The organism is Agrobacterium sp. LMR679, from assembly GCF_027157905.1.
GTDB lineage: Bacteria > Pseudomonadota > Alphaproteobacteria > Rhizobiales > Rhizobiaceae > Agrobacterium > Agrobacterium leguminum.
On record NZ_JAPVOJ010000002.1, the window covers coordinates 1,959,726 to 1,978,702 of the forward strand.

An 18,977-nucleotide genomic window follows, 5' to 3' on the forward strand; every position below is an offset into this window, starting at 1 on the left:
AAATCGCGGTGGATTTTGCAAAAGTCATGTCCGAATTTAAAGCGTCACTACCATGTTGTGGCCACTTCTGACGATAGCGGCCTTTTCATAGTTTGGTTGTGATGATCTTATAAGGACAGTTTCAAGGCGCAACAACTGCTTGATGGCGATGAAGAAAAACCGCTTGATGAAAGTTGCCGCACCTGACCGTCGCTGCTTGAATGCGGCATGATATTGTTTTACGTTGACGTTAACGTCAGTTATTCGATGTTGGCGTCGTTTTTCAACAGGAGGCAAGAATGAACGAAGTCGTGAGCCAGATCGCCGAGAAGGCGGGAATAAGCCCGGATCTGGCCGAAAAAGCCATTGGCATGATTCTCGGTTTTCTTCAGCGTGAGGCGGAAGACGGCCCGATCGCCCGCATGATCGAAGCCATTCCCGGCGCCAGCGAACTGGTGGCGCAGTATAATGGCGAAGGCGCCGGCGGCGGCGGTCTGCTTGGGGGCCTGATGAGCGCGATCGGCGGCGGCGGCATCATGGGGCTGGGCCAGCAGCTGATGAGCCAGGGCCTCGGCATGAGCGAGATTTCCACGCTCGCCAAGGAAACCATCTCCGTTGCCCGCCAGCATGCGGGCGATGAGGTTGTCGATCAGGTGATCGCCTCGGTTCCGGGCCTCAGCCAGTTCGCCTGAGGCGAAACTACTCCACAGCGGGGCGCGGCGGCTGTTCGTTGAACAGACGCCGCGCCTCTTCTATTTCGGCATGGTGCGTTTCCGCCCATATCCACACGCCGCAAAAGGCGCTGCCCAGCGTGCGGCCGAGGTTCGTCAGGCCGTAATCCACATGCGGCGGGATGACGGGATGGACGGTGCGGCGCACCAGCCCGTCGCTTTCCATCTGCCGCAGCGTTTTCGTCAGCATCTTCTGGCTGATATTCCCGACCAGCCTGCCGATCTGCGTGAAGCGCAGCGTGCCATGCTCTTCCAGCACTTCCAGAATGAGCATCGTCCATTTGTCGGCCACTTTGGAAATGATGTCCTGAACCAGCGCCTCTATTGCCGGATCGGTATCCGTGGGAGGCGGAACCTTGCGCCGGCTCTCGATGGCCGGGTCGGCGGCGTGCCGTTTCATCATACACTCTCCTTTGGGTAAGTATAAATCTTTTGGGTGCCTACTTTCGATTGGAGAGTATCATAGCTAACTTCCTTTCAGCCAACAAGCAAAGGATGTTCCAATGAAAATCGCTGATAACACCATTCTCATCACCGGCGGCGGTTCCGGCATCGGCAGGGCGCTGGCGGAAGCGTTTCACAAGGCCGGCAACCGGGTGATCATTTCCGGCCGTCGCAAGGCCGTGCTCGACGAGGTGACGGCCGCCAATCCCGGCATGGCCTCGATGGTGATGGACGCGACGGACGCCGCAGGCATCCGCGCGTTTGCCGAAGCTCTGGTGAAGGCCCACCCGACCCTCAACGCCGTCATCAACAATGCCGGCATCATGCGGCCGGAAGACATCGCCGCAGCACCGGATTATCTCGATACGGCGGAAGAAACCATCGCCACCAATCTTCTCGCGCCCATTCGCCTGACGGCGGCGCTTCTGCCGCATTTCCTGAAACAGCCTGCCGCCACGGTTCTGACGGTTTCCTCCGGCCTCGCCTTCGTGCCCATGGTGCTGACCCCCACCTACAGCGCCACCAAATCGGCCATCCACGCCTATTCGGTCGCGCTGCGCGAGCAACTAAAAGAGACGCCGGTGGAGGTCATCGAAATCGTGCCGCCCTATGTGCAGACGACGTTGATGGGCGAGGGGCAGGCGAGCGACGAAAGGGCCATGCCGCTCGACGCCTTCATTTCCGAGGTGATGGATATTCTTGAAAATCGCCCGGATGCGAAGGAAGTGGTGGTGGAACGCTGCAAGCCGCTGCGTTTCGCCGCGCAGAACGGCAATTTCGATCAGGTCTTCGCCATGATCAACCATATGCATCCCTAAACGGCCGCGTCTGTCACATGGGGCCATCTTGTGATAGCGTCGCGCTCTAATCTGCGGAGCGCGCGCTTTCATGGCCCAAGGCCGGTTCCTGATGCCGAAAACCATTCTGCCCGGCGTCGTCGCCGTGGCGGCGGATAGCGACCGTTGCTTTCCGCGCCACATGCACGATCAGTTCGGCATCGGTCTCATCGAACGCGGCGCGCAGAAATCGCTCTCCGGCCGTGGCATGGTGGAAGCGGGCGCCGGTCATCTCATCACCGTCAATCCGGGCGAGGTGCATGACGGTGTTCCGCTCGGGGACGGCGGCCGCGCCTGGCGGATGCTCTATCTCGACATCGATATCGTCCGCGACGCCGTTGCCGATATCGGCGAGAAGGATCGCGGCGCGTTCGAATTCGCCTATCCCGTCGATATCAGGCCCCTGGCAAAGCCATTCAACGCTGTCTTTGCAGCCATGACGGCAAGGGAGGGGCCGGGCGAAACCCTTCATAGCGAAGAGACCCTGCTGACGCTTCTGGCGGGCGCGATGGAGACGGCGGCGAAGCCGGGCGAAATCGCCGCACCCGAGAATATAAAGCGGGCGAAAAGCCGCATCGACGACGAGCCATCCCGGCCATTCCGCCTTGCCGATCTCGCCGCGGAAGCCGGCATGAGCCAGTTCCGCTTCCTGCGCGCTTTCGCCAAAGCAACCGGCCTGACACCGCACAGCTATCTTCTCCAACGGCGCGTCCATGTGGCACGCCATGCACTGGCCAGAGGCGCGCGGCCCGCCGAGGCGGCCTTTGCCGCCGGTTTTGCCGACCAGAGCCATCTGAACCGGTTCTTCGTGCGGCAATTCGGGGTTACGCCGGCGGTTTACCGGGCGGCGCTTTCGTAAGGCAGGTTACTCCAAAAGGGAAAGGTCTGTGCGGCAGTCTTGCGTTTCGGGGAGTGCAGGACGTACCCCTTTTCCCTCATTCCTGTGCTTGTCACAGGAATCCAGCCAGCCCAAGTCTTTGGGCTGAAAGGACTCCTCCGCCGCGCAGACGCGCGTCGACTGGATTCCTGTGACAAGCACAGGAATGAGGGGGAAGGAGCCTCCGGACATCAACCCTGCAATTTCATCCAAGACACCCACCCCCCGCACCATCATGCTCCCGTCCTCCACCCCAACAGGACACACCCACATCATGACACCCGAATTCCTCATCACATCCTTCATCGTCGCCGCTTCTCCCGGAACCGGCGTGGTCTACACGCTCGCCGCCGGTCTTTCTCAGGGGGCAAGGGCGAGCGTCGTTGCGGCCTTCGGCTGCACGCTTGGCATCGTGCCGCATCTGCTCGCCGCCATCACCGGCCTTGCCGCCATCCTGCACACCAGCGCGCTCGCCTTCGGCATCGTCAAATATCTGGGGGTCGCCTATCTCCTCTACATGGCGTGGAACACGCTGCGGGAGGATGGTGCGCTGAAGATCGACGATACGAGGGAGCCCCGGAAGGCCGCCCGCATCATCGGCGAGGCGATCCTCATCAATCTGCTGAACCCGAAACTGTCGATCTTCTTTTTCGCCTTCCTGCCGCAGTTCATCGCGCCGGATGAGGCTTTGCCGGCATGGCGCATGGTCGATCTCGGGCTGATCTTCATGGCCATGACGTTTCTGGTCTTTGCGCTTTATGGCTGTTTCGCCGCCTCGGTCCGGCGTCAGGTGGTGTCGCGCCCGGCGGTCCTCGCCTGGCTGCGGCGCAGCTTCGCGGCCGCTTTCGTGGCGCTGGGTGCGAAGCTGGCCCTGACCGAGAGATAAACGGGACCGGATGGCCCCGTCGCCTCAGTCGTCCCAGTCGGGCGCGAGGTGGCCGGGATTGACGATGCGGCCATTCGGCTTTGCAAGCGCGTGGATCGCCCGCATTTCCTCTTCCGTCAGCGCAAAATCGAAAACATCGAAATTCTCTTTCAGGCGGCTTTCCGTCGCCGTCTTGGAAAGTGCCACGATATCCGGCTGCTGCACCGCCCAGCGCAGGGTCACCTGCGCGGCGGTCTTTCCGTGTTTTGCGCCGATATCCTTCAGCACGGGATCGTTCGGCACCTTGCCATCGGCCATCAGATAATAGGCCGTCACTGACATCCCGTGCTTGCGCGCCGCCGAAATCACCTTCGTCTGGTCTAGATAGGGGTGATATTCGATCTGATTGGTGGCAAGCGGTGTGTCGGAAAGCTTCACCGCCTCTTCGGTCAGCGCCACGTTGAAGTTGGAAATACCGATATTGCGCGCCTTTCCGGCCTTGCGCACCGCGTTCAACGCGCCCATGCGTTCGGCAAGCGGCACATCGCTCTTCGGCCAGTGCAGCAGCAGCAGATCGACATAGTCGGTCTTCAGCTTCGTAAGGCTTTCGTCGACGGAAGCGAGAAAATCGTCGTGGCGGAAGCGGTCCACCCAGACCTTGGTGGTGAGAAATATATCATGGCGGGAAATACCTGACTGAGCGATGACCTCACCGACTGCGCCTTCGTTCTTGTAGATCTGGGCGGTATCGACATGGCGGAAACCGAGTTTCAGCGCCTCCGGCAGAATGCGCCTGATATCGTCTTCCGGAATGCGGAAGGTGCCGAAACCGAGGGCGGGAATATTCGCGCCATTCGCGCTGACGTCATACATGGGATGTCTCTCCTGTTTGCTGAAAACATGGCCGGCGCGGGATGCCGGGCGGGGGAAGCCGTCTTTCATTAACTGGTGTCCGCGCGATCGGTTTCAACCCGGCAGGACGATATCACATCAGCACGTAATCCACCGGGCGCGGATCGGCCGGCAGATCGGTCTCGCCCATAGCCTCGCGCAGATTGATCTCGATTGTGGTGGCGAGCGAATTGATCGGCAGCGCATTGAGGCCGGTGCCGAAGGGGTCCTCCAGCTCGTCGGACAGCGCATCGAGACCGAAGAACGTATAGGCGATGAGCGTGCTGGTAAACGGCGTGGCCCAGCCGAGCAGATCGGTGAAACCGAACGGCAACAGCAGGCAGAACAGATGCGCGGTGCGGTGAAGCAGCAGCGAGTAACCGAAGGGAACCGGCGTTTGGCGGATGCGCTCGCACGAAGCCTGCGCCGCCCCCATCTGCTGCACGGTGGCATCCAGCATCTGTAGCTGGATATCGCTGATCTGCCCCTTGCCATGGGCGGAGACGACGGCGTCGGATATTTCGCGCAGCAGCATGTCCGGCCGGTTGCGGCTGCGGTCGTAAATATCCCTGAGATCATCCGGAACGAGGCTGGCCGCAGTGGCGGTCGCATCCCCGGGGCGCAGATGCGAGACCAGCGCGTGGCAGAAGGCGATGGCAAGATCGGTGATCCGCCGGCGGGTGACGGGATCGGCGACATCCTGCCGGCTATCGAGCATGAGGCTCTGGCGTGAAAGCGCGCGGGCGACGGTAATCAGCGCACCCCATTGCTTGCGGGCTTCCCACCAGCGGTCGTAACAGGCATTGGCGCGAAAACCGAGAAACACCGAAAGCGCGATGCCGAGCAGCGAAAAGGGCGCTCCGTTTAACGCCTGCACCAGATCCGGCCTGTCCTTGTGCGCCCAGACAACCAGCGTCGACAGCAGGAAAACCGCAAGCACCTGCGGAAAGATGCGGACGATGATGGAGCCGCGCACGATGAGGAAAAGCTGCAGCAGGTTCGGTTTTGGACGAACGATCATGGCGGAAACTCGAAATGCCTGTGGCGGATGGGAGGGGCGTGAAAGAGCCTCACCCTATCTACATGCTGGCGAGGCGGCCTTGTCCACCCTTTTTTGCATGGTTGCACCCGGCGGCCGGCGGCGCTACGCGTCTATCGCCGGGATCGTCAACGCCACGGTCCGGCTATGCGGCGGAAGGGAATATCGCGTGTCACGCTCACAACGGCTTCTCGATCTGTTGCAGATCCTGCGCTCCCACCGCATGCCGGTTAGCGGCGCGGCCCTTGCCGCGCAAACCGGCGTCAGCCTGCGTACGCTTTACCGCGATATAGCGACGCTTCAGGCGCAGGGCGCGGATATCGAAGGGGAAGCGGGCGTGGGTTATGTGCTGCGCCCCGGTTTCCTGTTGCCGCCGCTGATGTTTTCGCAGCAGGAAATCGAGGCGCTGGTGCTCGGCTCGCGCTGGGTGGCGGGCCGTGCCGATGCGGGATTGGCGGAGGCCGCCCGCGCCGCGCTCGTCAAGATCGGCGCCGTGCTTCCCGATGCCCTGCGTGAGGAACTCGATCATTCCACCCTGCTTGTCGGGCCGGGGCAGGGCCTTGCCGCCATCCATGTCGATCTGGCGGCCATTCGCGATACTATCCGTAAGGAAAGCAGGGTCGTCATCACCTATCGCGATGAAAAGGGAGAGGTGACGGAACGGGTGATCTGGCCCTTCGCGCTCGCCTTTTTCGATCTGGTGCGGGTGGTGCTTGGCTGGTGCGAGACACGGCAGGACTACCGCAGTTTCCGGGCCGACCGCATCGAAGATTTCCGTCCCCTCGACAGCCGTTATCCGCGCCGCCGCCAGGCGCTGCTGAAAGAATGGCGCGAACGGGAAAAACAGCGGCGGCGGCATCATGCTGACAAAAACTGACAACAGCGGGGTCTAGAAACCGTTCATCCGCAACACAGGAGAACAGCCATGACCCACCCCGATTTCACCATCCTTTACGTCGACAACACGCCGGCCAGCACCGAATTTTACCGGGCCCTGCTGGGCGCGGAGCCGGTCGAAGCCTCGCCGACATTCTCGCTCTTCGTGCTTCAGAACGGCATGAAGCTCGGCCTCTGGTCGCGGCACACCGTGGAACCGAAGGCATCCGTTACGGGCGGCGGCGGCGAGCTTGCCTTCCGCGTTGAAAACGATGCGCGGGTGGACGAGATTTTTGCGGATTGGAAGGCGAAGGGCATCGACATGCTGCAGCAGCCGGCGGGCATGGAATTCGGCTACACCTTTACCGCCGCCGACCCCGACAAGCACCGTCTCAGGGTCTATGCTTTCGCGGGCTGAAGCTACTTCTTCACCGCCACCACAAAAAGGCGGGGAAAGCGCAGAAGCAGGCGGCCGTCCGCCATCGGCGGATAGGCCTCCCTGATGCGCCGCGTATAGTCGGCGAGGAAGGCTTCGCGGTTTTCCTCGCCGGCGGCGGTGAGATAGGGACGCAGCCCCGTGCCCTTGACCCATTCGACGATGCTTTCCGCATCCTTCATCGGATGATTATAGATGGTGTGCCACACATCCACCCGCGCGGATTTCGGCACCAGCGCATCGAAATAGTCCGAAGGCGCGGGCAGGGGTTTGCGGCGCAGCCTGCCATCTGCGAACGTGTCCTTCCAGGAACCGTTCGCTCCGGTTTCCTCCATGGCGCGATGCGTCGGCTCCTGCAGATTGTCGGGCATCTGCACGGCCAGAACGCCGCCGCTTTCCAGCTGGTCCATCAGTTGCGAAAGAACGGTGAGATGATCCGGCACCCATTGGAACACGGCATTGGCATAAAGCAGGTCTGCCTTCTGCGCCGGCTTCCACTGGGAAAGATCGGCCTTGCCGAAGCGCGTGGTCGGCAGCCGGTCCGCCGCCTTTTCCAGCATGTCGTCATCGCTGTCGATGCCGGTAATGACATTGACGCCGTAACGGTCGGTCAGAAGCTCGGTGGAATTGCCGGGACCACAGCCGAGGTCATAGCCGTTCAGCACCCGCTCCAGCGGCACCTGCGCCAGAAGATCCCGTGCGGGACGCGTCCGCTCGTCTTCGAATTTCAGATATTGGTGGGCGGACCATGCCATGATTTTCCTCCTGCAAAATGCCGTCAGATCGCCAGCATCGCATGGGGCAAATCACGCCGCCATCATCCGATGCATGAATTATTGTGATGAATCTATTCATCAACCTTTTGTTTCACCTCATAAAACGTGCTTGCGGGGCCGTCGCTTTGTTATTTTCCATCAAATTCAGAAATCGCTGCAATTAAAACTTGACCTCGTCAGGGGAGAGGCATTCACTCCGGCCGATTTCCAGCACATGCCCCGTTGAGAGCGCGCAGCGCTCTTCATCCGGCAATGCATCAGAACAAAAAAGACGGAGCGTTTTCACCGAACGAAAACGCTTGAGACAGGAGACCATCATGAGCGTCGATACCGCACCCCGATCAACCACCTGGACCTATGTTGACGGTCAATGGCTGCCCGGCAATCCGCCGCTCATCGGCCCGACCTCGCATGCCATGTGGCTGGCTTCCACGGTGTTCGACGGTGCGCGCTGGTTCGATGGTGTGGCGCCTGATCTCGATCTGCACTGCCAGCGCGTCAATCGCTCCGCCGTCAATATGGGCATGAAGCCAACCATGACGGCCGAGGAGATCGAGTCCCTGGCGCTGGAAGGCGTCAAGAAATTCGACGGCAAGATGGCGATCTACATCAAGCCCATGTATTGGGCCGAGCACGGCATGCCCGGCAGCGTCGTGGCGCCCGATGCCGGCTCCACCCGTTTTGCGCTTTGCCTTTTCGAAGCGCCGATGGATGCCGGCAAGCCGCTGACGCTCACCGTTTCGCCGCTGCGCCGCCCTTCGCCGGAAACCGCCATGACCGACGCCAAGGCCGGCAGCCTCTATCCCAATAGCGGCCGCGCCATTCTGGAAGCGCGCTCGCGCGGCTTCGACAATGCCCTGATGCGCGACATGAACGGCAATGTCGCCGAATCCGCCTCCGCCAACATCTTCATGGTCAAGGACGGGGTCGTCCTTACCCCGGTTCCGAACCGCACTTTCCTTGCCGGCATCACCCGTTCGCGCGTGATCGGCCTTCTGCGCCAGGCCGGTTTCGACGTGCGTGAAGCGACGCTTTCGGTCGAGGATTTCCGCGAGGCCGATGAAATCTTCTGCTCCGGCAATTATTCCAAGGTTTCGCCCGTCGTGAAGCTCGATGATCGCGAATTGCAGGCAGGCCCCGTCGCCCGCAAGGCGCTCGATCTCTATATGGACTGGGCGCGTCTCGGCGCGGACGTTTAAGGTCGGGTAAAACCCTTAGTTTCAAAAGGCCGCGGCAGGCTCATCCCTGCCGCGGCCTTTTGTTTTGAACCGCATTATTTCCCATGAAAATTCAGGGGGAATTTAATCCAATTTTAGAGGACCACACGCTAGCGTGCGGCATTACCGATCCGGGCTAGTGGGGGCCGTCAAATGTCTTTCAGCATACGCAATATACTTGTGGGATTTTTTCTGCTCGTCGGCATCGCGCTGGCAGGCTTCGTGGGCAACGGCATGTTGCAGTCCGTGCAGCGCGCCCGCAGTTTTTCGGAGGTGGCGCAGCTCGTTTCGCTGGACAGGCTGCTTTTCAACGCCTTGCTGAATTTTCGCAGTGAACGCGGCAACAGCGCCTCGGCGCTGACGGTCGATCCGGCGAAGACGGCCAACACCATCGCCAGCGTGCAGGCGTCGCGCCAGAAGGTGGATGCCGCCATGGGCGCCTTTCTCGAACAGTCCGCCGCGCTCGATCAGGCTGGCCTCAAGGCTCCGCTTGCCCGCGTGAAGGATATCTACACGCAATTCCTGGAGCTGCGTAAAAAGGTTGACGCCAACGTCACCCTGCCGCTCGACCGTCGTGAAAACGGGCTGGACAAGACCGTGCTGACGCTCGGTCAGGATTTCCTGACGGCGCTCGAAGCGGGATCGACGGCGGTGGAAGGTGAGGTTCGCTCGCTGGACCAGAGCCTGACCGGCCTCATCCAGTTGCGGTCCTATGGCTGGTCGGCGCGAGCGCTGGGCGGCAGCGCCACCGTTGTCATCAATGCGGTCGTGGCCCAGCAGCGGCCGCTGACCCCGCAGGAAACCCAGCAGCTTGGCAATTTCGATGCCGGCGCGGCCTTTGCCTGGAAAGCCACCGGCGACCTCGTCGCGCATGAATCGACGCCGAAGGCGCTGAAAGACATCTATGCCGTTGCCGACAGGACCTATTTCAAGGGTGATTTCGTCACGCAGCGCGCAAAGCTGATCGACGATCTGAACAATGGCCGCACGCCTGCCTTCACCATCGATACATGGCGCAATACGGTCACCGAAAGCCTCGATACGGTCGCGAAAATCGCCTCCGAAGCGATGGATGTTCTCAATGCCAATGCCGAAAAGGCCAGACAGGACGCCTTTATCGGCGCGATGATTTATCTCGCCGCGTTCATCCTCACACTTGGCGTCTGCATTCTCTGCCTTGCGGTCATCGTCGGCCGCGTCACCCGTCCCATCAGCCGCCTGACCAAGGCGATGATGGAATTGTCCACCGGCAACCTGGCGATCGATGTGCCCGGCGCAAAACGCGGCGACGAGATCGGCGAGATGGCCCGCGCCGTGGAAATCTTCCGCGAAGCGGCCATTCGTAACCGCCAGCTTGAGGACGAAGCCGTCGGCAGCCGCGAGCAGGCCGAACGCGACCGTATCGAGCTGCAGCAGCGCGCCGAGGCCGAGGCGGAAGAGCGTCTCAATCAGGCCACGGGGTCGCTGGCTGGCGGTCTTCGCCAGCTTGCCTCCGGTGATATGGTCTGCGAGATCGCCACGCCGTTTTCGCCGCAATTCGAGACGCTGCGGCACGATTTCAACAGCTCCGTGCACCAGCTGCGCGAAGCGCTCACCAGCGTCGGCCAGTCCGTGCAGACCGTGAACGGCGGCGCTCACGAGGTGTCGTCGGCATCCGACGATCTTTCCCGCCGCACCGAACAGCAGGCCGCTTCTCTCGAAGAAACCGCTGCAGCGCTGGAAGAGATCACCGCCAATGTTTCCGCCACCTCCAAACGGGCGAGCGATGCGCGCGATACGGTGCGTGAGGCAAGGACAAAGGCCGATCTTTCCGGCAAGGTGGTGCGCGATGCCGTCGCCGCCATGGAGCGCATCGAACATTCCTCGCGCCAGATCGGCCAGATCATCGGCGTCATCGACGAAATCGCCTTCCAGACCAACCTTCTGGCGCTGAATGCCGGCGTCGAGGCGGCAAGGGCGGGCGATGCGGGCAAGGGCTTTGCCGTCGTCGCACAGGAAGTGCGCGAACTGGCGCAGCGCTCCGCCAATGCCGCCAAGGAAATCAAGCAGCTCATCACCGCGTCAGCCGTTGCGGTGGGTGAAGGCGTGAAGCTGGTGGCCGATACCGGCGTCGGGCTTTCCGAGATCGAGCAGCTGGTGCTTTCCGTCAACACCCATATGGACGCCATCGCCACGGCGGCGCAGGAGCAGTCGGCCGGGCTTTCCGAGGTCAACACCGCCGTCAACCACATGGATCAGGCCACGCAGCAGAATGCCGCCATGGTCGAGGAAATGAATGCGGCCGGTGCGGGGCTTGCACAGGAATGCACCAACCTTCACGCCCTGCTTGCGCAATTCCAGCTGGGCCAGCAGACCTCCGCATTGCGGGAGACGGCACGTCATATGCAGCGCGCCGCAAGCCCGGTCCACGCGCCCGCCCCACCGGTCGCACCGGCACCGAAGGCCCGCCCCGTCGCCGTACGCGGCAATGCGGCGATGGCCGTGAAGGGGGATGAGTGGACGGAGTTTTGAGTTTTGCAAGCGTTGCTCGCGCCACCGGATGGCGCGGGCAATGCTGGTGACGAAGCATCCGACACACTCAACGTCATGCTCGGGCTCGCCGCCCCGAACCGGACACCAAAGAAAAATAGCGTCGTCAGATGGGAAGGCAAGTCGGGCAACCACGCCGACGTCATCCTCGGGCTTGTCCCGAGGATCTGCAACGTATTGATTTTATTCGACGTGTTTAGATCCTCGGGACAAGCCCGAGGATGACGTCGAGAGAATGTTGACCCTCCACGATTGACTTCAAAGGGGGCTTCGGGTCGTCCGGAATTTAAACCGGACAGCAGTGGGACAAGCCCAAGGATGATGCTGAGGCGGGCGCACTATTCGCCATCGGAGGCGATGGCTGGCCCGCCCTTGCAACGGGCGCGAGCTTCACCTTTTCCCCACATCCGGCAGCGCAGCGGCAAGCGCCCGCAGCGGCGCGGTCATATGTTTGTCGCGCCGCATTGCCAGCGCGATCCGCCGTTCAAGCGGCGGTTCGAGCGAGCGCCATTCGAGCCCGGATGCCGCCCCTTCATGCTCCATCGCCATGCGCGGCACGATGGCAAGGCCAAGGCCCGCACCTGCGAGCTTCTTGATCGCCTCGACGCTGCCCAGTTCCATGGCGGGCTGCACGGTGCGGCCGCTTGCCGAAAACCATTGATCCACCAGCCGGCGCGTATTGCCGCCCTCGTAAAGCAGCAGCGACCGCGCCGAAAGCGTCTCGGCGTTGAGCACCGTTGTGTCAGAAACGGAGCCTTGCGGGAAAACCGCGACCAGCTCGTCGAGATGGATATCGCTGATATCGAGGCTGCGGCCGCTGGCGGGCAGGGCCACCACCGCCGCATCGATGGTATTGGCCTCCAGAAGCCGGAGGATGTCGTGGGCATTGCCGGTCTGCACGACGATCTCGATACCGGGCATGGCCTGCCGGATTTTGCCCAGCACCGACGGCAGCAGATAGATGCAGGCGGTGGCTCCCGTGCCGATGCGCAGGCGTCCCGTCACCCCGCTGCGATGCGGCGCAACGGTATCGATGGCATGCGCCACTTCTTCGGCAATCCGCCTTGCATGGATGAGAAAGTCGCGCCCCGCCGCCGTCGGCTGCGCGCGCCTGCCGACCCTTTCGATCAGCCGCACGCCGAGCTGTTTTTCAAGCAGCCTTATATGCAGGCTGATGGCCGGCTGCGTCAGCCCCGCCTTGTCGGCGGCGGCGGAAAAACTGCCGAGATCGGCCACATCCATGAAGCTGCGCAGCTGCCGCAGGTCGAGGTCCATCATCAAAGAAAACCTTATCGTTTGTATAAGACAGATAATCTTTATTTTGGCTGCGCCGCAATGCACAATGACGGCGTGAATGATCCGCAGGACAAGAGAATGACCCTTTCCACCGTTTCCAGCCTTACCATCCGCCCTTGCGAAGAGGCGGATATTCCAGCCATTGCCGAAATCTACAGGGACGCCGTGCTGCACGGCCGCGCGAGCTTCGAGATCGATCCGCCAAGCGCGGAGACGATGCTCGAGCGCCGTCGCCTTCTGGTGGAGGGCAATTACCCCTATATCGTCGCCGAATGCGATGGAAAGATAGCCGGATATGCCTATGCCGGCGCCTATCGCCCGCGCCCGGCCTATGGCGCGGCGGTGGAGAATTCCGTTTATATCGATCCAGCCATGAAGGGCATGGGCATCGGCCGCAAGCTGCTCGATGCGTTGATAGAGGCGGCGACGGCGCGCGGCTTCCGGCAGATGATCGCCGTCATCGGCGATTCGGCCAACGCCGCCTCGATCGGCGTGCACCGCGCCGCCGGTTTCGAACATGTCGGCACCTTCAAATCCATCGGCTGGAAACATGGCCAATGGCTGGATACGGTGCTGATGCAGCGTGCGCTGGGCGAGGGTGACACCACACCGCGCTTTTGAACGATCAGGGCTTGGTGGAGCCGGGTATTTCCACCTTCAGCGTATCGCCGGCAAGCTCGCTGCCCAGCTCCACGGCCTTGGTCTTCTTGTCGTAGACGCAGATATGGCTGACGGTGGCATCCGCGCTCCCACTCTTCCCGGTGAGTTTGGCCTTGCCGGTGAGGATGGCGAGGCCGTAATTCTCGCTGCCGACCGGATCGACCACGGCCTTCGCGTCCTCGATCATGTCTTTGGCGCCGGCAAGGCAGGCCGTCTGCACATCCGCGACGAACTCCTTCCAGGCGTCATCCGACGATGCGGCGGCAGGCAAGGTGAGCGACGAGAAGGCCGCAAGGAGGAGGATGGAGCGGGGGGATCGGACGGGTCATGGAATTTCCTTCCTGCAATCTCGGTAAAAGCGAACCGATAGGGTGGAAAACGGTACGCCAGGGTTGTGAAACAAATGTGGTGGCGGCCGCAAGGAGAGGAATTTTCTCTTTTGTCGGAACATTTTGATATTTCGCAGGTTGCCCAAACAGAGGTTCGCTCCTATGGTCCGCTCACACGGTTTCTAGGAGCGGTAACCCGCTGCAAAAAGGAGTAAAAACCATGGCCTTCGAACTTCCCGAACTCCCCTACGACTACGACGCGCTTGCACCCTACATGTCGCGCGAGACGCTCGAGTTCCATCACGACAAGCACCACAAGGCATATGTCGACAACGGCAACAAGCTGGCGGCCGAAGCAGGTCTTTCCGACCTGTCGCTCGAAGAAGTCGTGAAGAAGTCCTTTGGCACCAATGCCGGTCTCTTCAACAATGCTGCCCAGCATTACAACCACGTCCATTTTTGGAAGTGGATGAAGAAGGGCGGCGGCGGCAACAAGCTGCCGGGCAAGCTCGAGCAGGCATTCGCCTCCGATCTCGGCGGTTACGACAAGTTCAAGGCCGATTTCATCGCTGCCGGCACCACGCAGTTCGGCTCCGGCTGGGCATGGCTCTCCGTCAAGAACGGCAAGCTTGAAATCTCCAAGACCCCGAACGGCGAAAACCCGCTGGTTCACGGTGCAGAGCCGATCCTCGGCGTCGACGTCTGGGAACACTCCTACTACATCGACTACCGCAACCTGCGTCCGAAGTACCTCGAAGCCTTCGTCGACAACCTCATCAACTGGGACTACGTCCTAGAGCGTTACGAAGCCGCCGCCAAGTAAGGCTTGCGGAACGGATTTTTCGAACACCCGGCCTCTGTGCCGGGTGTTCTGCTTTTGTGATATGGCGATACGGCCTGTCGGGTTTTATTGTCACAAGCCTGTCATCCGCCGGGTTTATCGCGGCGCATCATGACTGAAAAAAACACGCCTCTCTTCTCCTTCGGCATTGTCGCCGATCCCCAATATGCCGATGCCGATCCGCGCCCCGAGATGGGTCGTTATTACGCCGAGAGCCCGAAAAAGCTCGCAGACGCGATCGACGCCTTCAACCGCGAGGAACTGGCCTTCGTGGTGACGCTCGGCGATATCATCGACCGCGGCTTCGACAATTTCGATGCGATCCTTGCCGTTTACGACGGGCTTCGCCACCGCTCGGTCCTGCTGCCGGGCAACCACGATTTCGCCGTCGCCGCCGAGCATTTGCCGGCTATCCACGCCCGCCTCGGCATGTCCGCCCCCTGGCATGATTTTTCCATCGGCGACATCCGTTTCGTCGTGCTTGACGGCAACGAGGTCAGCCTTTTCGCCCCGCCGCCCGGCGATCCGCGTCGGGCGCTCGCCGCAGACCGGCTGAAGCGTCTGGCGGATGCCGGTGCAATCAATGCGCAGGACTGGAACGCCTCGCTCAGCGACGAACAGTTCGAATGGCTGCGGGCCGTTCTGCAAAAGGCGGATGCGGCAGGCGAAAAAGTGATCGTTCTCTGCCACTATCCTGTCTATCCCGAAAACGCCCACAACATGTGGGACGCGCCGCGTATCCTTGAGCTCCTTACCTCCCACCCCTCGGTCGTCGCGTGGTTCAATGGCCATAATCACGAGGGCAATTACGGCCTGTTGGGCAATACCCACTTCGTGAATTTCAAGGGCATGGTCGATACGCCCGACCAGAACACCTTCGCCATCGCCGATGTCTTTGCTGACAGAATCGTCATTCGCGGTTTCGGGCGCGAGGAGGATCGCCTGCTGGAGTATTTGCAGCAGAACGCTGCCGTGCTTTGAGGCCAGACGACCCCCGCCCTCATTCCTGTGCTCGTCACAGGAATCCAGCCAGCCCAAGTCCTTGGGCTGAAAAGAGTCCTCTCGCCGCGCAGACGCGCGTCGACTGGATTCCTGTGACAAGCACAGGAATGAGGGCGGAGAAGGGTGCTCCGACACATAGCAGAGGCTGCGAGCTGCACTAAATTCTGTTTCCCAACTGGTTGCTCTGCCAGCCGCTCATCCACAATTGTCGCAGCTTTTCGCCTTCCAGCTTGAAGAAACTGCCGGTCGTTTCGCAGCTCAGCACCCGGTCCGAGCGGAAATTGCGGATCGCCTGCCGCAATTCGCACCAGGCGACGATATTCACCGTCTCCGAATAATAGATCACCGCAATCGGCCGAACCCGCCGCTGCGTTTCCGCGCCGGCCTCATCGCGATAGGTGATCTCCAGCTTCTCCTCGTCGCGCACCGCCCGCCGGACCGTCGCAAGATCGACGCCGGCGGGGGAGGGGGCGATGCTGCCCCAGGCGTGCAGGGCATTGGCGGAGAGGGTTTTCGACAGGGGTTCGGGCAGGGATGCGGCGATCTTGTCGCTGACCTGCCTTGCCGCCTGCCGCAACCCGCTATCGCCGGTGCGGGCGACCATGGCGAGAGCCAGCACGATCGCCTCCGTCTCTTCGATGGAAAACATCAGTGGCGGCAGGTTGAAGCCGGGACGCAGGATATAACCGACACCGCGTTCCCCTTCGATGGGCACGCGCATGGTCTGAAGCGCTGCTATGTCGCGATAGACCGAGCGCACCGTCACTTCCAGCGCCTCGGCAATCGTCTGCGCGGTGACAGGCCTGCGCGCCACCCGCAGAATCTGGATGATCTCGAACAGTCTCGACGCCTTGCGCATTGCCGTTTTCCCGGTGGATTTCCCCACGCAACTGACACAACGCTGTCAGTTGGCCTTTCCTATAAACGAAAAAACACATTGAGAAACATGGGATTTCCTGAATGTGTCGTGAACCGTTTTGGGAGATACTGACATGAGTTACGCCGAAAATCTCTGGCTTTTCTTTCTGGTCCTGTTCGGCATCATCATCCTGCCGGGCATGGATATGCTGTTCGTGCTGGCAAGCGCGCTGACGGGCGGCAAGAGAACGGGTCTTTCCGCCGCAAGCGGCATGAGCGCCGGCGGCATCGTGCATTCGCTTTACGGCGCCCTGGGCGTCGGCATGCTTGCCGCCTGGATGCCGTCGCTGTTCCTGCCGCTTCTGGTTTTCGGCGCCGCCTATATGATCTGGATCGGCATCGGCCTGATGCGCAGCGCGATTGTCGTGAACGGCGATGAGGCGCAGGCGAGCGCTTCGGTCAGAAAGGCCTTCTGGCGGGCGGTGCTGACCTGCCTTTCCAATCCGAAGGCCTATCTGTTCATGATGGCGATCTATCCGCAATTTCTCAAACCGGCCTATGGCCCGATCTGGATGCAGGGGCTGGTGATGGGCGCGATGGTGGCGGTCACGCAGTTTACGGTCTATGGCGCGCTGGCGCTGACGGCGGATAGAAGCCGGGCATGGCTGGTTTCTTCGCCCGCCGCCACGATCTTCATCGGCCGCGCCGCCGGTTTCATGCTGATTGCCGCAGCGCTGCTGACACTGTGGGAGGCCCTGTCTTAGGCTTCTGTTTTCACGATGGAATTCACCGCAATGTGACTTCTTTTCGCCATCCGGAAAGGGCATCCTCGCGCCGTTCCATCAAGCGTCCGGTGTCCCGGCCGGAATCAAGGAGAGTTGCATGAAACTGAAAACCATCACCGCGGCCATGCTGTTCGGCTGTCTTTGCGCCGGAGCGGTCTACGCTGCCGGCGAAGTCGAAAAACGTGAAGGCATGATGAAGCAGATCGGTGGGGCCATGGGTTCGCTCGCCGCCATCTCCAAGGGCGAAAAGCCCTTTGACGCCGATACCGTCAAGACTGCCGTAGCCACCATCGGCACCAATGCGAAGGCTTTCCCGGACCAGTTCCCCGCCGGCACCGAGACCGGCAGCGCCGCTGCCCCCGCCATCTGGGAAAATTTCGACGACTTCAAGGCCAAGGCCGCCAAGCTCGGCACGGATGCGGACATGGTTCTCGCCAATCTTCCCACCGATCAGGCGGGCGTCGCGACCGCCATGAAGACGCTCGGCGCCGATTGCGGCACCTGCCACCAGACCTATCGTCTGAAGAAGTAATCGCAGCACTTTGGAAACGCCGCTTCCCGGCGGCGTTTTCTCAGGCACGAAAGACATCTGACCGGGTCAGGTGAGAATGGGGAGAGGGGCATGTCCTCCATCTGGACGAAACTCGCGGGCGGAGCCGTCGTCGCGGCCATTGCGGGCTACGGCATATTCGCCTGGGTTACGGCGCCTGAGCGGCAGGCGCCCAGCCACTGGGTCAGCCTGGGCGAACCGGATCTGGCCAATGGCGAAACGCTGTTCTGGGCGGGCGGCTGCGCAAGCTGTCATGCCGCACCCGATGCGAAAGGCGAGGCGCTGTTGACGCTTTCGGGCGGGCAGGCGCTGAAAAGCCCGTTCGGCACCTTCCATGTCCCCAATATTTCCTCTGATCCGCAGCATGGCATCGGCGGCTGGACGCTGGCGGAATTCGGCGATGCGATGACGCGCGGTGTGGGCAGGAACGGCGAGCATCTCTACCCGTCCTTTCCCTATGCCTCCTATGCCCGCATGACGCAGAAGGACATCAACGATCTCTTCGGTTATCTGAAAGCCCTGCCGGCCAGCCAGAACGATGCGCCGGATCACGAGTTGCCGTTCCCCTTCAATCTGCGCATGGCGCTGGGCGGCTGGAAATTCCTTTACTTCGACCCCTCGGCGCGGCCCCGCGTGGAGCTTGCCAATGCCAATGCCGAATTGCTGCGCGGCCAATATCTGGTGGAAGGGCCGGGCCATTGCGGCGAATGCCACACGCCGCGCAACGCGCTTGGCGGTTTCGTGAAAGACAAGTGGCTGGCCGGCGGGCCCAACCCGGAAGGCGAGGGCCGTATTCCCGACATCACCCCCGGTTCGCAAAGCATCGGCAGCTGGGCCGAGGCCGATATTGCCAGCTATCTGGAAAACGGGTTTACCCCGGAATTCGACAGCGTCGGCGGCTCCATGGTCAAGGTGCAGCAGAATATGGCGCATCTGACGGCCGAAGACCGCGATGCGATTGCCGCCTATCTGAAGGCCATACCGTCGCGGTAACTCTCAGCCATCATGCCGGACTGGATCCGGCATCCAGCCACGGCGCGTCTGCGCCGTGAGAAGAGTCTCTTGCGATCAAGGACTTGATCGCGCTGGACCCCGGATCTAGTCGGGGGTGACGGAGGTGGAGGCAACGGCGTGCAGTTCGAAATCAGGCCCACCATTGA

21 protein-coding genes are annotated in these 18,977 nt (G+C 61.5%); 14 read left to right on the forward strand and 7 right to left on the reverse strand.

Going from position 1 to position 18,977, the window contains the following annotated elements; translation table 11 throughout:
- The first annotated feature begins 278 nt into the window (after positions 1-278).
- Positions 279-671 (forward strand): DUF937 domain-containing protein, encoded by a 393-nt coding sequence (locus O3W47_RS20185; RefSeq protein ID WP_080817440.1) that lies wholly within the window; start codon positions 279-281, stop codon positions 669-671.
- A 7-nt stretch (positions 672-678) separates the two neighbouring features.
- Here O3W47_RS20185 and O3W47_RS20190 read toward each other — a convergent pair whose 3' ends face one another.
- The gene (locus O3W47_RS20190) at positions 679-1,110 is read right to left on the reverse strand and encodes a winged helix-turn-helix transcriptional regulator (protein WP_269314864.1); all 432 of its coding nucleotides are present in this window, start codon (positions 1,108-1,110) and stop codon (positions 679-681) included.
- A 103-nt stretch (positions 1,111-1,213) separates the two neighbouring features.
- Here O3W47_RS20190 and O3W47_RS20195 point away from each other — a divergent pair, with 103 nt between their 5' ends.
- From O3W47_RS20195 to O3W47_RS20205, 3 genes are all read left to right on the forward strand, one after another.
- Positions 1,214-1,972, forward strand: a complete 759-nt coding sequence (locus O3W47_RS20195; protein WP_080817438.1) for an SDR family oxidoreductase — start codon at positions 1,214-1,216, stop codon at positions 1,970-1,972.
- Between the two features lie 70 nt (positions 1,973-2,042).
- Positions 2,043-2,849 carry an AraC family transcriptional regulator gene (locus tag O3W47_RS20200; RefSeq protein ID WP_269314466.1) on the forward strand — a complete coding sequence of 269 codons (807 nt, stop codon included), beginning with the start codon at positions 2,043-2,045 and terminating at the stop codon, positions 2,847-2,849.
- A 292-nt stretch (positions 2,850-3,141) separates the two neighbouring features.
- A complete protein-coding gene (locus tag O3W47_RS20205) occupies positions 3,142-3,753 on the forward strand; it encodes a LysE family translocator (protein ID WP_269314467.1) in 612 nt (203 codons plus the stop codon).
- Positions 3,754-3,777: 24 nt separating this feature from the next.
- On the opposite strand, the gene O3W47_RS20210 is transcribed toward O3W47_RS20205, so the two are convergent.
- Both O3W47_RS20210 and O3W47_RS20215 read right to left on the reverse strand, forming a co-directional pair.
- Positions 3,778-4,605 carry an aldo/keto reductase gene (locus O3W47_RS20210; protein ID WP_262534940.1) on the reverse strand — a complete coding sequence of 276 codons (828 nt, stop codon included), beginning with the start codon at positions 4,603-4,605 and terminating at the stop codon, positions 3,778-3,780.
- A 112-nt stretch (positions 4,606-4,717) separates the two neighbouring features.
- A complete protein-coding gene (locus O3W47_RS20215) occupies positions 4,718-5,644 on the reverse strand; it encodes a bestrophin family protein (protein WP_269314468.1) in 927 nt (308 codons plus the stop codon).
- A 187-nt stretch (positions 5,645-5,831) separates the two neighbouring features.
- On the opposite strand from O3W47_RS20215, the gene O3W47_RS20220 reads away from it, so the two are divergent.
- Positions 5,832-6,539: a helix-turn-helix transcriptional regulator gene (locus O3W47_RS20220; RefSeq protein ID WP_059753971.1), complete on the forward strand. Its 708-nt coding sequence runs from the start codon at positions 5,832-5,834 to the stop codon at positions 6,537-6,539.
- 48 nt (positions 6,540-6,587) lie between these two features.
- Positions 6,588-6,956: a VOC family protein gene (locus O3W47_RS20225; protein ID WP_137003048.1), complete on the forward strand. Its 369-nt coding sequence runs from the start codon at positions 6,588-6,590 to the stop codon at positions 6,954-6,956.
- A 2-nt stretch (positions 6,957-6,958) separates the two neighbouring features.
- Here O3W47_RS20225 and tam read toward each other — a convergent pair whose 3' ends face one another.
- Positions 6,959-7,729 (reverse strand): trans-aconitate 2-methyltransferase, encoded by a 771-nt coding sequence (tam, locus tag O3W47_RS20230; protein ID WP_269314469.1) that lies wholly within the window; start codon positions 7,727-7,729, stop codon positions 6,959-6,961.
- Between the two features lie 338 nt (positions 7,730-8,067).
- On the opposite strand from tam, the gene O3W47_RS20235 reads away from it, so the two are divergent.
- A complete protein-coding gene (locus O3W47_RS20235; RefSeq protein ID WP_059753963.1) occupies positions 8,068-8,949 on the forward strand; it encodes a branched-chain amino acid aminotransferase in 882 nt (293 codons plus the stop codon).
- 171 nt (positions 8,950-9,120) lie between these two features.
- Entirely contained in the window at positions 9,121-11,478 is a 2,358-nt protein-coding gene (locus O3W47_RS20240; protein ID WP_269314470.1) for a methyl-accepting chemotaxis protein, read from the forward strand.
- A gap of 408 nt (positions 11,479-11,886) precedes the next feature.
- Here O3W47_RS20240 and O3W47_RS20245 read toward each other — a convergent pair whose 3' ends face one another.
- On the reverse strand, positions 11,887-12,774 hold the full coding sequence (locus O3W47_RS20245) for a LysR family transcriptional regulator (RefSeq protein ID WP_269314471.1): 888 nt from the start codon (positions 12,772-12,774) through the stop codon (positions 11,887-11,889).
- Positions 12,775-12,870: 96 nt separating this feature from the next.
- Here O3W47_RS20245 and O3W47_RS20250 point away from each other — a divergent pair, with 96 nt between their 5' ends.
- On the forward strand, positions 12,871-13,413 hold the full coding sequence (locus O3W47_RS20250) for a GNAT family N-acetyltransferase (RefSeq protein ID WP_137003052.1): 543 nt from the start codon (positions 12,871-12,873) through the stop codon (positions 13,411-13,413).
- Between the two features lie 4 nt (positions 13,414-13,417).
- On the opposite strand, the gene O3W47_RS20255 is transcribed toward O3W47_RS20250, so the two are convergent.
- Positions 13,418-13,756 (reverse strand): hypothetical protein, encoded by a 339-nt coding sequence (locus O3W47_RS20255; RefSeq protein WP_269314865.1) that lies wholly within the window; start codon positions 13,754-13,756, stop codon positions 13,418-13,420.
- A gap of 245 nt (positions 13,757-14,001) precedes the next feature.
- On the opposite strand from O3W47_RS20255, the gene O3W47_RS20260 reads away from it, so the two are divergent.
- Positions 14,002-14,604 carry a superoxide dismutase gene (locus tag O3W47_RS20260; protein WP_080817427.1) on the forward strand — a complete coding sequence of 201 codons (603 nt, stop codon included), beginning with the start codon at positions 14,002-14,004 and terminating at the stop codon, positions 14,602-14,604.
- Between the two features lie 129 nt (positions 14,605-14,733).
- Complete coding sequence (locus tag O3W47_RS20265; protein ID WP_269314472.1) at positions 14,734-15,603, forward strand: metallophosphoesterase; 870 nt, start codon at positions 14,734-14,736, stop codon at positions 15,601-15,603.
- A 178-nt stretch (positions 15,604-15,781) separates the two neighbouring features.
- On the opposite strand, the gene O3W47_RS20270 is transcribed toward O3W47_RS20265, so the two are convergent.
- Positions 15,782-16,483 (reverse strand): helix-turn-helix transcriptional regulator, encoded by a 702-nt coding sequence (locus O3W47_RS20270; protein ID WP_262534946.1) that lies wholly within the window; start codon positions 16,481-16,483, stop codon positions 15,782-15,784.
- Positions 16,484-16,616: 133 nt separating this feature from the next.
- Between O3W47_RS20270 and O3W47_RS20275 the strand changes: the two genes are divergently transcribed.
- The 3 genes from O3W47_RS20275 (at position 16,617) to O3W47_RS20285 (ending at position 18,810) form a co-directional block, all read left to right on the forward strand.
- A complete protein-coding gene (locus tag O3W47_RS20275; RefSeq protein WP_269314473.1) occupies positions 16,617-17,246 on the forward strand; it encodes a LysE family translocator in 630 nt (209 codons plus the stop codon).
- Positions 17,247-17,364: 118 nt separating this feature from the next.
- Entirely contained in the window at positions 17,365-17,799 is a 435-nt protein-coding gene (locus O3W47_RS20280) for a c-type cytochrome (RefSeq protein WP_262534947.1), read from the forward strand.
- Between the two features lie 90 nt (positions 17,800-17,889).
- A complete protein-coding gene (locus O3W47_RS20285; RefSeq protein WP_262534948.1) occupies positions 17,890-18,810 on the forward strand; it encodes a c-type cytochrome in 921 nt (306 codons plus the stop codon).
- Positions 18,811-18,977: the final 167 nt, after the last annotated feature.